General features: G+C 37.8%; 13 protein-coding genes. All 13 read left to right on the top strand.

Translation table 11 applies throughout. The features are described from left to right. The 13 genes from dprA to fliJ all read left to right on the top strand — a co-directional run bounded on the left by dprA (nucleotide 1) and on the right by fliJ (nucleotide 13053). The gene (gene dprA / locus E4N74_RS06820) at nucleotides 1-933 is read left to right on the top strand and encodes a DNA-processing protein DprA (RefSeq protein WP_044979620.1); all 933 of its coding nucleotides are present in this window, start codon (nucleotides 1-3) and stop codon (nucleotides 931-933) included. A gap of 18 nt (nucleotides 934-951) precedes the next feature. Continuing rightward, nucleotides 952-3117, top strand: a complete 2166-nt coding sequence (gene topA, locus E4N74_RS06815) for a type I DNA topoisomerase (protein ID WP_255817095.1) — start codon at nucleotides 952-954, stop codon at nucleotides 3115-3117. After that, on the top strand, nucleotides 3110-4027 hold the full coding sequence (locus tag E4N74_RS06810) for a tyrosine recombinase XerC (protein WP_044979618.1): 918 nt from the start codon (nucleotides 3110-3112) through the stop codon (nucleotides 4025-4027). Before topA ends, E4N74_RS06810 begins: the two co-directional genes overlap by 8 nt. 9 nt (nucleotides 4028-4036) lie before the next feature. Further along, on the top strand, nucleotides 4037-4573 hold the full coding sequence (gene hslV / locus E4N74_RS06805) for an ATP-dependent protease subunit HslV (RefSeq protein WP_044979617.1): 537 nt from the start codon (nucleotides 4037-4039) through the stop codon (nucleotides 4571-4573). Next, a complete protein-coding gene (gene hslU / locus E4N74_RS06800; RefSeq protein WP_255817094.1) occupies nucleotides 4573-6030 on the top strand; it encodes an ATP-dependent protease ATPase subunit HslU in 1458 nt (485 codons plus the stop codon). The genes hslV and hslU overlap by 1 nt, the downstream gene beginning before the upstream one ends. Nucleotides 6031-6081: 51 nt before the next feature. Then, nucleotides 6082-6501, top strand: a complete 420-nt coding sequence (gene flgB, locus E4N74_RS06795; RefSeq protein WP_255804745.1) for a flagellar basal body rod protein FlgB — start codon at nucleotides 6082-6084, stop codon at nucleotides 6499-6501. A 23-nt stretch (nucleotides 6502-6524) separates the two neighbouring features. Then, complete coding sequence (gene flgC / locus E4N74_RS06790; RefSeq protein ID WP_002671661.1) at nucleotides 6525-6980, top strand: flagellar basal body rod protein FlgC; 456 nt, start codon at nucleotides 6525-6527, stop codon at nucleotides 6978-6980. A gap of 34 nt (nucleotides 6981-7014) precedes the next feature. After that, nucleotides 7015-7380, top strand: a complete 366-nt coding sequence (gene fliE, locus E4N74_RS06785) for a flagellar hook-basal body complex protein FliE (protein WP_255817093.1) — start codon at nucleotides 7015-7017, stop codon at nucleotides 7378-7380. Nucleotides 7381-7443: 63 nt separating this feature from the next. Beyond that, a complete protein-coding gene (fliF, locus tag E4N74_RS06780) occupies nucleotides 7444-9147 on the top strand; it encodes a flagellar basal-body MS-ring/collar protein FliF (protein WP_255804742.1) in 1704 nt (567 codons plus the stop codon). 1 nt (nucleotide 9148) lies between these two features. Then, on the top strand, nucleotides 9149-10198 hold the full coding sequence (fliG, locus tag E4N74_RS06775; RefSeq protein ID WP_253697550.1) for a flagellar motor switch protein FliG: 1050 nt from the start codon (nucleotides 9149-9151) through the stop codon (nucleotides 10196-10198). Between the two features lie 20 nt (nucleotides 10199-10218). After that, the gene (gene fliH, locus E4N74_RS06770) at nucleotides 10219-11145 is read left to right on the top strand and encodes a flagellar assembly protein FliH (protein ID WP_044979610.1); all 927 of its coding nucleotides are present in this window, start codon (nucleotides 10219-10221) and stop codon (nucleotides 11143-11145) included. A 9-nt stretch (nucleotides 11146-11154) separates the two neighbouring features. Beyond that, the gene (gene fliI / locus E4N74_RS06765; protein WP_044979609.1) at nucleotides 11155-12576 is read left to right on the top strand and encodes a flagellar protein export ATPase FliI; all 1422 of its coding nucleotides are present in this window, start codon (nucleotides 11155-11157) and stop codon (nucleotides 12574-12576) included. A gap of 3 nt (nucleotides 12577-12579) precedes the next feature. Further along, the gene (fliJ, locus tag E4N74_RS06760; protein WP_145475269.1) at nucleotides 12580-13053 is read left to right on the top strand and encodes a flagellar export protein FliJ; all 474 of its coding nucleotides are present in this window, start codon (nucleotides 12580-12582) and stop codon (nucleotides 13051-13053) included. The last annotated feature ends 2 nt before the right edge of the window (nucleotides 13054-13055 follow it).

The following is a 13055-nucleotide window of genomic DNA, read 5'->3' as shown; positions in this document are numbered from 1 at the left end:
ATGAATATATCCGAAAAAGAAAGGCTGTATATAGGATTATCTCATTGTTATTTTCTCAAAGGAAAAGAAAAGCTTATCTTGTCTGAAAAACTTGATTCCTTATCTTCCTTTCTTTCTCTTTCTATAAAGGATATTTCTGAAATTATAGAAAGGCCGGTAAGACCTAAAAAATGGGATAAAGATTTACTTAAATCTCTTACGGATTCAAGTATAAAACTTATGAACTTATACGATATAAGGATGCTTTATTTTTATGACTCGGTATTTCCTCCTCAGCTTCGGGAAATTCCCGATCATCCATTTACCGTGTTTTATCGCGGGGATTTTCCGTCTCTTGAACAACCTATGCTTGCAATGGTAGGAACAAGGCGTCCGACTGGGGACGGAATTGAGCAAGCATTGAATTTAGGAAAAGAATGTGCCGAAAAAAATATTCCGGTGGTTTCAGGATTGGCCTTCGGTATAGATGCTTTTTCTCATAGAGGCTGCCTTGAAGGAAAGGGTAAGACCTTGGCCGTATTGGCCTGCGGGCCGGAAATGATTTATCCCCGTTCAAATAAAAAACTTGCTGTAAATATTTTGGAATCTGGCGGCTGCATTTTAAGTGAATATGCTTCGGGAACGGAACCCTTGTCCTACCGCTTTCCCGAAAGAAATAGAATTATTTCGGGACTTTCACGTTCGGTTATAATTGTAGAAGCTCCGAAAAAATCGGGGGCTCTTATTACTGCCGACTTTGCATTGGAGCAAGGCAGGGATGTTTACGTATGCAATCTTCTCCTTAATTCATTACAAAATGAAGGCGGTAAAGCTCTTTACGAACAAGGGGCGTTTGCTATAAAATCCATAGATGATATTTTACATGACTGGAAATATCCTACGGAAAATCATTTAAAAAACAATCAGCAAAATATGCTGTTTACTAATTTATAGATTATGAGGTATTGATTTATGGAAAACACTATGAATGAAACAAAAAAAACTAAACGTACTGCAAAAAAAACTAAACAGCATTGCTTGGTTATAGTCGAGTCTCCTGCAAAGGCTAAGACGATTGAAAAATATTTAGGAAGCGATTATATCGTAAGAGCTTCAATGGGACATTTGATAGATTTACCTAAATCCAGATTGGCAATTGATATAGAACATAATTTTACTCCCGAATATATAACGGTTAGAGGCCGTGCTAAAATTTTAAAAGAACTAAAAAAGGAAGCAAAAAAATCTTCGAGTATTTTTCTTGCAAGTGATAATGACCGTGAAGGTGAAGCTATAGCTTTTCATTTACAAGAAGCTTTGGTTCCGGAATGTTCTTCTCCGATAAAAAGAATAGTTTTTAACGAAATAACTCCTAATGCAATTCAAGAAGCCGTAAAAAATCCCATGGATATAGATATGGGAAAGGTTAATGCTCAAAAATCCAGAAGAGTTTTGGATAGACTGGTAGGTTATAACCTATCTCCTCTTCTTTGGCAAAAAGTAAAAAACGGATTGTCGGCAGGCCGCGTTCAATCCGTTGCATTACGTTTAATATGTGAGCGGGAAGAAGAAGTTGAAAATTTTATTCCTGATGAATACTGGACTCTTGACGGTGATTTTAAATACAATAAAACTTCTTTTGAGGCTCAGCTTGTAAAATACAAAGACAATAAACCTGAATTAAAAAATCAAAAAGAGGTTGATGCTATTATAAAAGAATTAAGCTCTTTGCCGGCGTCGGTTTCGGATATTAAAACAACGGAGAAAAGTATAAAGCCTCGCCCTCCGTTTACGACTTCTACATTGCAGCAGGTTGCGGCAAATCGAATAGGTTTTACATCGAAAAAAACAATGCAAGTAGCCCAGCAGCTTTATGAAGGAGTTGCTGTAGGTTCTAATAGAGTAGGTTTAATTACATATATGCGTACCGATTCGATAAGGATTTCCGATACGGCAATAGATGCTGTACGTAAGTGGATAAATGAAAATCATCCTAAGGAATTACCTGAAAAACAAAATGTGTATGCTGCAGGAAAAAAAGCTCAAGATGCTCATGAGGCAATACGTCCCACTTATGTTGAATATACGCCTGCTTATTTAAAAGAATTTTTAAGCCGTGATCAGTTAAGACTTTATTCTTTAATTTGGGAGAGATTTGTTTCAAGCCAAATGAAAAATGCAAAGACAGAGACGGCAAGTTATGAAATAAAAGTAGGAAATGCAATTTTTCGTGCAACCTCTACAAAAATAACCGAAAAAGGTTTTTACACCGTTACAAAAACATTAATTTCAAAAGATGAAAAAGGATTATCTTTGCCTTCTATGAAAAAGGGAGATGCAATTAGTGTTGAAAATTTAAGACCGGAACAGCATTTTACTCAGGGGCCTGCACGCTACACTGATGCAAGTATCGTAAAGATGCTTGAAGAGAAAGGAATAGGCCGGCCTTCTACATATGCTCCTATTATTTCCGTTTTGCTTGAGCGCTATTATGTAACACGATCAAATAAACAACTCGTTCCGACTCAATTAGGTAGAATTATCAACAATCTTTTAGTCAAAAATTTTTCCGAAATAATAGATGTGAACTTTACTGCCGGAATGGAAAATAAGTTGGACGAAGTTGCCGAAAATAAAATAGAATGGCCTAAGTTGATGAAAAGTTTTTACGGCCCATTTAAAGAAAAAGTAGATACCGCTTTGGAAAATATAGAAAGTATTAAAGGTTCATTGGATGAAGTCACGGACATAGTTTGTGAAAAATGCGGAAATAAGATGGTTAAAAAACTAGGCCGCTTCGGAATGTTTTTAGCTTGCAGTGCTTTCCCTGAATGTAAAAACACGAAATCCATTCCTTTGGCAAAATGTCCGCGTGAAGGATGCGGCGGAGATATCATTGCCCGTAAATCCAAGAAGAGAGGAAAAGAATTTTACGGATGCACAAATTTTCCTAAATGTGATTTTATTTCGCACTTTAAACCAATAAATGCCTCTTGTCCAAAATGCAGATGGTTTATGGTAGAAAAGTATGATAAGAAAAACGGAAACTATAAGGCTTGTATTAATCCTAATTGCGATTATTTGCACAGCGTAGTAGAAGGTGTAGAAGATGTGGAGGTAGATAGAAGTGATGAATGAAGTATTTGAAAACTATCTTTCCTATAGTGCGGGAGTGCGGCAATTTACAAAGGCAACAATAGATTCTTATAAAAATGATTTGATTATTTTTGAAGAATGGCTGAAAGAACTTGAACTAAATGTTTTTGACTTAAAGGCTTCAGACATTAGAATTTTTATTGCTGAACTTGCCGATAAAAAATTTGCTCCGGCTTCTATTAACAGAATGATGTCTACGCTAAGAGGTTTTTATAAGTATGCTTTAAGATTTAACTTGACAAAGATAAATCCCATATCTTCTGTAAGAAATTTAAAACTTGCTCAAAAACTTCCGGTGTTTATGTTTCCAAAACAAGCTCAAGAATTTTGTAAGCTGCCTTCAAATGCAGGTATTTTATGGGAAGCGCGGGATGCTGCTTTATTTGCTTCTCTTTATTCTACCGGCTGCCGCGTTTCGGAATTAGCCGGACTCAATATAAAAGATTTGGATAAATCTCTTTCCTCTGCCATTGTTTTCGGTAAAGGAAAAAAAGAAAGAAAGGTATTTTTCGCAGAATTTGCAAAAGAGTATTTAAGAGAGTATTTAAAAGAAAGAACAGTCTTAGTTGAAAAGCATAAAGGAAAAGTTCAAAAAGACAATACGGGAAAAATAAGGGATGCTCTTTTTATAAATCAAAAAGCTCAACCCTTAACAAGCAAAGGAATTCGTTATATAATAAACAGGTATGTTGAAGTATCTCCCGAATTAAAACATCTTTCACCCCATGCTTTTCGGCATAGTTTTGCATCGACATTGATTACACGTGGTGCAGATATAAGGGTTGTACAGGAATTGCTTGGTCATGAAAGTGTTTCAACCACTCAAAGATATACGCATATTACGGCTGCGCAGCTTCAAAATCTATATAAGGCTGCTCATCCTCATTCATAGGAGTTTTAGATGAGTCAAAAAATGAGAAGTACTACGGTGATTGCCGTAAGAAAAGACGGAAAAATTGTTATGGCCGGAGACGGACAGGTAACCATGGGCGAAACCGTTATGAAAGGAAATGCTCGAAAGGTAAGAAAAATTTATGACGGAAAAATTATCACAGGTTTTGCCGGTGCAACGGCTGATGCCTTTACTCTTTTGGAAAAGTTTGAAATCAGGGTAAAAGAATTTTCAGGAGATCTGACCAGAGCTGCTGTAGAGCTTGCAAAAGATTGGCGTACCGATAAGATGTTAAAAAATTTAGAAGCCCTCTTACTTGTGGCCGATGCAAAAACTACTCTTTTAATTTCAGGAAACGGAGATGTTATCGAACCTGAAGAAGATGTACTTGCTATAGGCTCCGGAGGAAACTATGCCTATGCTTCGGCTTTGGCTTTGATGCAAAACACAAACCTTTCCGCCCGTGAAATTGCAGAGAAGAGTTTACAGATTGCAGGAAAAATATGTATTTACACAAACGGAAAAATAGTTATGGAGGAAATATAATGAACGAAGAAATAAAAGATTTGACGCCTAAACAAACGGTCGCAGAATTGGATAAATATATCATAGGACAAAACAAGGCAAAGAGGGCCGTTGCTATTGCTCTTCGTAACAGAATGCGCCGTCTAAAACTGCCTGAAGAAATCAGGGATGAAATAGCCCCTAAAAATATTTTAATGATAGGCCCAACGGGGGTGGGTAAGACAGAAATTGCAAGACGGCTTGCAAAGTTGTCGGGCGCTCCATTTTTAAAAGTAGAGGCTACAAAGTATACTGAAGTAGGTTATGTAGGCCGCGATGTCGAATCTATGATCAGAGATTTGATGGCTGTGGGCTACACAATGGTAAAAAGTGAAATGCAGGAAAAATTAAGAGAACAGGCAGAAAAAAATACCGAAGAATCTTTATTGGATTTGCTTTTGCCCGGTTCAAATAAAAAGAAAACTGCTGCAACTTCTGCTCAGCCGCAAAATGTTTCTCAAGCCTCTAGCGGAACAACGATAATCCTTCCAAGTGTGAGTTCTACGGCTCCGGCGGAAGAGCATAAGGTTCAAAATGAAAACGATATGAGCGGCACAAGGGAAAAGTTCCGCGTAATGCTCCGCGAAAATAAACTTGAAGATAAGATGGTTGAGGTTACTATTTCTCCCTCCATGGGAGCACCCACATTCGAATTTTTTGCAGGCGGTTCAAATATGGAAGATATAGAATCTGCAATGTCAAATATTTCCAACATGCTTATGGGAGGCGCAAAATCAAAACGTAAAAATGTAAGCATAAAAGAAGCCAGAGAAATTATAATGGCTGAACAGCTTGACCGTATGGTAGATCATGATAAGGTAACGGATGAGGCAAAACAAAGAGTTGAGCAAATGGGAATTATATTTATTGATGAAATCGATAAAGTTGCTTCCCGTTCCGATCGAGGCGGCGGTCCCGATGTTTCAAGAGAGGGGGTTCAGCGCGATATTCTTCCTATAGTTGAAGGCTCAAAGGTTTCCACTAAGTACGGTGTTGTCGATACGCGCCACATTCTTTTTATAGCGGCCGGTGCTTTCAGCGTATCAAAGCCTAGCGATTTGATTCCTGAATTTCAAGGGCGTTTTCCGTTACGTGTAGAACTTGAAGCCTTGCATGCAGAAGATTTTAAACGCATTCTTCTTGAACCTAAAAATGCTTTGACCAAACAGTACGCAGAGCTTTTGCAAACTGAAGGCGTAAAAATTGAATTTTTGGATGAAGCTATTGATAGAATGAGCTTTTTAGCTGCCGATGTAAACAGCAAAAACGAAAATATTGGGGCAAGAAGGCTCCATACGATTATGGAAATGCTTTTGGAAGATATTTCGTTTAATGCAAGCGAAATGGGAGGCGAAACGGTAAAAATCGATGTAGCCTATGTTGATGAAAGGTTAAAGGATATAGTACAGGACCAGGATTTATCCCGATATATTCTATAATATGGTTAAGGGGTATTTAAAATTTGCCGAAAATGTTCTTAGGAGTGAATTATGGGTTTTAATAGTTTTTTAAGAACAACTGATATATTGCACAGAGCCTTGGATGTGAGCTCTTTGCGCTATACCGTTACGTCAAATAACCTTGCAAATTCGGATGTTCCTAATTTTAAGAGGACTGAGGTAAATTTTGAATCGGAACTAAAAAGGGCATTTGATTCGGAAAAAAATGCAAAAGGCGCTTTTCAGCTTGCAACAACTCATCCCTTACACATAAAATCAAATGAACCTATAGATTATAGAACGGTTGAGCCCGTACGTGTTTTGGATTATTTGAGTTCCGAAAAAGCAAACGGAAATAATGTAAATCCTGAAGATGAAGCTATGAAGGTATTGAAAGTTCAAATGCAGTATCAGCTTTTAAGTATGATGGCAGGTTTTCAGTACAATCAGGTACAATCGGTTTTAAAGTAGAATAAGGAATCGGAGGAAAAAATATGGGATTGTTTACAAGTATAAATATTGCGGCTACGGGAATGGGTGTAGAGCGGCTTAGAACCGATGTAATATCAAACAATATTGCAAACGCTTCCAGCTTGGAAACTCAAGAAGGCGGCCCTTTTAAAAGAAGCCGCGTAATAGTCGGCCAAAAGAAAAGCGGTATCGACTGGCAAACTCCTTTTACGCCTCAAAATGTAGAAAGGGGCGTGGGTGAGGGCGTTAAAGTGCTTTCGATAGAAAAAGATACTTCCGATACCCGTTGGGTTTATGATCCGACTCACCCTAAGGCATTAAAATACGGCCCCAAGGAAGGATATGTAGAGTATCCTAATGTAAACATAGTTACCGAAATGGTGGATTTAATTTCGGCTTCAAGGGCTTATGAGGCAAACCTTGCTGTTGTAAACGGAGCAAAGGATATGTTCCAAAGAGCCTTGGATATTGCAAGATAAAATGAACGATAAAATATTTTAGTGGGAGGAAAAAATGGTAAACGCTGTAAATGTTGCAAATGTAAATTCGGTACCGGGACTTTTAAATGTTCCGAAAATTAATGCCGTTGTTACCGATAATTTTAGAGCCAAAATGGTTTCAAATACAGACATGATTGAGCTTGCCGTTAATAAGGAAGCGGCGAGCTTTGAGCAAACTATTTTAAAAGCATTCGATAGTATGAATGCAAAACAAACCAAAATGGACAAGTTAGGAGAACAAATGATTGTCGATCCCGAATCGGTCGATGTTCATGATATAACGATGGGAATGGCCGAAGCCAGTTTATCGCTTAAATTAGCACAAACTATAATCGACCGTTTGGTAAAAAGTTGGAATGATATAACAACTACAAGATAAAATCGGCTGCAAGGCTTTTAACTTAAAGTCTTGCAAAGCTCGTTCAGTGCATGGGGGGAAAACATGAACGAAAAGTTTAACAATCTAAAAACAAAGTTTGGAACGCTTTGGGGAAAATGGACAAAGCTTCAAAAAGGAATCATCATCGGGGTAATTGTGCTTGCTCTGGTGCTGGTTGTTGTTCTCAGTAGATGGTCTTCAAAACCGACATCGGTACCCGTAATAGACATGGCAATAACCGATGTTGATCTGCGGGATAGAATTATCTTGCGGATTAATGAAGAAAATGTAAAAACTACAATCTCTTCTGAAGGAATAATTTCAGTTGCGGATGAATCAACTGCCAGAAGGATGAGAGCTATTTTGTTGCGTGAAGATTTGATACCTAATAATACAAGCCCTTGGGCATTCTTCGATGTCGAAAGGTACTCTCGTACCGATTTTGAGCGTGAGGTTGACGTACGTCGTGCAATTACCGAGGAAGTCAGAAGACACTTAAAAGCCTTGGAGGATATTGATGATGCCAATGTTATTGTCCGAATCCCCGAAAAAGCATTATTTGAATCGGAACAACTTCCTGCAACTGCAACCGTAGTTATTTATCCTGCTCCCGGAAGCGATATTTCAAATAACCGAAAAAAAATAGAAGGTATTCAAAAAATGCTTAGGCTTGCGGTTCCCGGATTAAAAGATGAAGATATTACTATAAGCGATTCTTCCGGCCTTACCTTAAATGATTTTGAAGGTATGAAAGATGCAGATCGGTTAACTCTAATTGAAAAGCAGCAAAAATTTATTGCAAAACTTGAAAAACAATATGGAAACAATATATTGATTCATTTGCAAAAAATTTACGGGGAAGATAGAGTTAGAGATATAAACGTTAAAATTGATATGGATATGTCCGAACGTTCTGCCGATACAACCGAAATACGTCCCACAGTTATCAAACAGGATAATCCAGAGACTTCTTATGATGATTCTCAAGTAGTTCAATCGGTTACGGTAAGTTCTGAAAATGCAACTACTATCTGGGAAGGAAGCGGAATAAATCCTCAAGGACCTACCGGAACTGAGGGACAAACTTCTCCTTCTTATCAAGATACAAGAAATGTAGTTGGACGCTCTACTCAGACTATCACAAAAGAAAACCATCTTGTAAGTTCAAGCCAGATAAAGGAAGTTTTTCTTCCAAAAATGGAAAGAAGAACCGTATCGGTAAATATCGACGGCGTTTGGGAAAAGAAAAAGGATGTTAATGGAAAATATATTATTAAAAACGGTGTAATTGAAAGAGAATATAAACCTCTTTCAGCCGAAGAAATAAGGCAGGCCGAAAAAATAATTAAGGATGCCATAGGCTTTGATGCAAGCCGAAAAGATTCCGTAAGTGTTTTAAATGTTATGGTTGATAGAACTGCACAGTTTGAACTTGAAGATAAAGAATATTTTAAGTCACTGCAAAGACAAACTATCTTCTTACTTTCACTGGCCGGTATTGCATTGATATTGTTACTCTTTATTTTGTATAGAATCATAAGCCGTGAACTTGAAAGAAGAAAAAGGCTCCGCGAAGAAGAACTTCTGCGTCAAGCTCAGTTGGAACGTGAAAGAATGTTGTATGATCAGCAAATGGCTGATGCCGATGTTTCAATGACGGTTGAAGAGAGAAGACGTCAGGAGCTTCAAGAAAATGCCATCAATATGGCTAGGGAACATCCTGAAGATGTTGCTCTCTTAATTAGAACTTGGCTCATGGAGGAATAATATGGCTGTAGCACCTGCAAAAGAAAGAGGAAGTTCAAAAAAAGGTAAGGATATTAATTCTCTTACCGGAAGGCAAAAAGCCGCTATATTTTTGGTATCTCTCGGAGGTGAAATCTCCGCTAAAATAATGGAACGCCTTCGTGAAGATGAAGTTGAAAAAATAGTTTTTGAAATTGCAAGAACTGAAAGTGTTGAAGCTGAATTAAAAGATGCCGTTCTTCAAGAGTTTCAGGATTTAATGGCAGCTCAAAACTTTATCACAACCGGCGGTATAGATTATGCAAGAGATGTTCTGGAAAAAACTTTCGGAAGTCAAAAAGCTATTGAGATAATAAACAGGCTTACAAGCTCGCTGCAAGTTAGGCCCTTCGATTTTATTCGAAGAACCGATCCTGCGCACTTATTAAACTTTATTCAGCAAGAGCATCCGCAGACAATAGCTTTGATTCTTGCTTATCTTGAACCGCAAAAGGCATCGGTAATTTTGCAAAATCTTCCCGATGAAATTCAAAGCGATGTAGCAAGACGTGTTGCAACCATGGATACAACTTCCCCCGATGTTCTCCGTGAAGTTGAACGAGTTTTGGAAAAGAAGCTTTCTACGGTTTCAAGCGAGGATTATACGGCGGCCGGAGGTGTCGACAGCATTGTTGAGATTCTTAACCTTGTTGACCGTTCTTCCGAAAAATCGATTATTGAATCCCTTGAAGATGAAGATCCCGACTTGGCAGAAGAAATCAAGAAGAAGATGTTTGTATTCGAAGACATTGTTATGCTTGACGATAGATCCATCAGTAAGGTCTTGCGTGAAGTTAATAATGATGAAATGGCTAAGGCTCTTAAACAAGTTGATGCTGAAGTTCAAGATAAGATATTTAGGAATATGTCTAAACGTGCAGGTGCCATGCTCCGCGATGAAATGGAATACATGGGACCGATACGTGTTAAGGATGTTGAAGAAGCTCAACAAAAGATTGTTTCGATTATCAGGCACTTGGAAGATAAGGGTGAAATTGTTATCGCCAGATCCGAAGAGGATGAATTGGTATAAAATAAAACGGAGAATTGCTTATGGCTAAAACTATTTTTAGAGGCTTTGAGGTAAACAAAAATAATAGCGATGTAGTGCTTTTACAGCTCAATAAAACTTTTCAAGAAGAACCTGAAGAAATTATTCAAGAAGAAGCTCCGGTTTATGAGGGGCCTACCGTCGAAGATTTAAAAAAGGAAGCTGAAAATTTTAAAGTTGAATGGGAAAAGCAAAAAGAAAAAATGCTTTCGGATGCTAAAGCTGAAGCCGATAAGATTATTCAAGGTGCACAAAATGCGGCCTTTGATGAAGTAAAAAGACAGACGGATGAAGCTCAAGTTATTGCCCAAAATGCTAAAAAAGAAGCCGAAGATATTATAGCCGAAGCCGAGCAAAAAGCCCGAGATATAATAGCCGATTCCGAAAAAAATAAAGATTCGGTAAATCGTGATGCTTATAAAGAAGGTTTTAGTCGCGGCCGTGAAGAAGGCTTTAAGGAAGGTCATCTTGAAGTTCAACGCCTAACCGACAGATTACATACAATCATAGATAAGACTATGGATAGACGCCAAGAAATTCTTTCAGAAACCGAGCAGCAAATAGTTGATCTTGTTCTGTTGATGACAAGAAAGGTTGTTAAGGTTATTTCCGAAAATCAGAGAAATGTTGTAGTTTCTAATGTTGTTCATGCTTTGCGTAAAGTTAAAGGCAGGGGAGACGTAGTTATCCGAGTTAATTTAGCTGATGTAAAAATGACTACAGAGCACACTAAGAATTTCATATCTGCTGCAGAAAATGTTAAGAATATTACAGTGGTTGAAGATTCTACTGTTGATCAGGGCGGCTGTATAATTGAAACGGATTTCGGGGCAATAGATGCACGTATTTCGAGCCAACTTAACGAACTTGAACAAAAGATTTTGGAAATATCGCCCATTAAGACAAAGATAAAAACCGGAAATATTTAAGGTGCCGATATGGTAGATATTTTTGATAAGTATACCGATGCTGTTTCGGAAACCGATCCGATAAAATTTACCGGTCATGTTGTTCGTGTACATGATAAACTTATTGAAAGTGAGGGACCTGTAGCTTCCGTAGGAGAGCTTTGCCAAATTATTACCGATGATAATCCTGAAGGTATAAAGGCTGAGGTTGTAGGTTTAAACGGAGCTTTGGTTCAATTGATGAGCTATACCGATGTTCAAGGAGTAAAGGTAGGAGATTATGTTATAGCAAGCGGTGAAATATTATCCGTTCCCGTCGGAAATGTTTTATTGGGCCGTGTTGTAGATGCCTTATGTAAATCGGCTGACGGAAAACCTGAACCGTATTCAGCTAAAAGATATCCCGTTGTTGCTCCTCCGCCCGATGCTATGACACGCAAACCTATAAGGCAAAGAATTGTTACCGGTATCCGTGCAATTGACGGTCTTTTGGCAGTCGGCCGCGGTCAGAGACTAGGTATTTTTGCCGGTACGGGAATAGGGAAGTCTACCTTGCTTGGAATGATAGCTCGAAATACAAATGCCGATGTAAATGTTATTGCTCTGATAGGAGAGCGCGGAAGAGAAGTTTTGGATTTTATAGAACATGATTTGGGGCCTGAAGGTTTAAAACATTCTGTTATTGTAAGTGCAACCTCAGATCAAAGTGCTCTTGCAAGAATAAGAGGTGCTTATACTGCTACGGCAATTGCAGAATATTTTAGAGATCAGGGAAAAGATGTTATGCTTCTTTTTGATTCTGTAACACGTTTTGCTATGGCACAAAGAGAGATAGGCCTTGCCATAGGAGAGCCTCCTGCAACTCGCGGTTATACACCCAGTGTTTTCAGTTCTCTACCAAAACTTCTGGAAAGAAGCGGTACTTCCGAAAAAGGTTCCATCACAGGGTTTTATACTGTATTGGTAGAAGGAGACGATATGAATGAGCCTATTTCGGATGCAGTCCGAGGTATTTTAGACGGTCATATTGTTTTGGACAGAAACCTTGCAGAGCGCGGTCAATATCCTGCCGTTAATGTTTTAAAAAGTATTTCCAGATTGTCAAACAGAGTATCCGGGCAAAATACAAAAACAGCCTCAAAACGTATGCGTACCTTATTAAAAGACTATACCGAATCCGAAGATATGATAAATCTTGGTGCTTATCAAAAAGGAAGCAGTGCAGCAATCGATGATGCTATCGAACATTACCCGCGTATTTATGATTTTTTAACTCAAGAGGTGGATGATCCTGCAAAATTAAAAGATACCTTACAAAAACTTTCCGATATTACGGGTATCGATATTCCTCCGGAAGAATTTGATGAAGCCGGTTTAGGTCTGGGCGCAATAAAAAAATACGCTCAAAGTTCCGAAAGCCCTTTACTGTATAAAGCAAATTCTGAGGGATAAGTTATGAAAAGATTTGAGTTTAGACTTGAAAAACTTTTAGCTCTGCGCTCATTCTGTGAGCATCAAGCAGAAATTGAATTGGCTCATGCTATTGCTCATAAGGATTACATAGACCTTGAATTAAGACAAATTGCAAAACTAAAAGCTAAAACAAGTTTGAAATTTAATCCTCAGTCTGATGAAATAAGTATACCTGATCTTCATAATGCACAAAATTATATAATTTTTTTAGATAAAAAAAAGGATAAATTATTGGAGCAGCTAATTATTGCAGAACAGATTATTGATGAAAAAAGAAAAATATATATTGAAGCTGCATCAAAAAGAAAAGTTATTTCAAAACTAAAAGAAAAAAAGCATGAAATTTGGAAAAAAGAAAATATGAAAGCAGAAGAAAAATATATTGATGATATAATCACCTATAAATTCGGTAAAAATAATGATTATACAAATGCTAGTATTATTAATCGGGAATAAAT

The sequence above is a fragment of the Treponema putidum genome (genome assembly GCF_024401155.1).
Lineage (GTDB): Bacteria > Spirochaetota > Spirochaetia > Treponematales > Treponemataceae > Treponema_B > Treponema_B putidum.
The sequence above is the reverse complement of the archived record's forward strand: the minus strand, read 5'-3'. Positions and strand labels throughout refer to the sequence as shown.

Excerpts from the sequence above, each read along its gene's own strand:
- dprA (WP_044979620.1), top strand. The coding sequence starts at position 1 with ATGAATATATCCGAAAAAGAAAGGCTGTATATAGGATTATCTCATTGT.
- topA (WP_255817095.1), top strand. The coding sequence starts at position 952 with ATGGAAAACACTATGAATGAAACAAAAAAAACTAAACGTACTGCAAAA.
- E4N74_RS06810 (WP_044979618.1), top strand. The coding sequence starts at position 3,110 with ATGAATGAAGTATTTGAAAACTATCTTTCCTATAGTGCGGGAGTGCGG.
- hslV (WP_044979617.1), top strand. The coding sequence starts at position 4,037 with ATGAGTCAAAAAATGAGAAGTACTACGGTGATTGCCGTAAGAAAAGAC.
- hslU (WP_255817094.1), top strand. The coding sequence starts at position 4,573 with ATGAACGAAGAAATAAAAGATTTGACGCCTAAACAAACGGTCGCAGAA.
- flgB (WP_255804745.1), top strand. The coding sequence starts at position 6,082 with ATGGGTTTTAATAGTTTTTTAAGAACAACTGATATATTGCACAGAGCC.
- flgC (WP_002671661.1), top strand. The coding sequence starts at position 6,525 with ATGGGATTGTTTACAAGTATAAATATTGCGGCTACGGGAATGGGTGTA.
- fliE (WP_255817093.1), top strand. The coding sequence starts at position 7,015 with ATGGTAAACGCTGTAAATGTTGCAAATGTAAATTCGGTACCGGGACTT.
- fliF (WP_255804742.1), top strand. The coding sequence starts at position 7,444 with ATGAACGAAAAGTTTAACAATCTAAAAACAAAGTTTGGAACGCTTTGG.
- fliG (WP_253697550.1), top strand. The coding sequence starts at position 9,149 with ATGGCTGTAGCACCTGCAAAAGAAAGAGGAAGTTCAAAAAAAGGTAAG.
- fliH (WP_044979610.1), top strand. The coding sequence starts at position 10,219 with ATGGCTAAAACTATTTTTAGAGGCTTTGAGGTAAACAAAAATAATAGC.
- fliI (WP_044979609.1), top strand. The coding sequence starts at position 11,155 with ATGGTAGATATTTTTGATAAGTATACCGATGCTGTTTCGGAAACCGAT.
- fliJ (WP_145475269.1), top strand. The coding sequence starts at position 12,580 with ATGAAAAGATTTGAGTTTAGACTTGAAAAACTTTTAGCTCTGCGCTCA.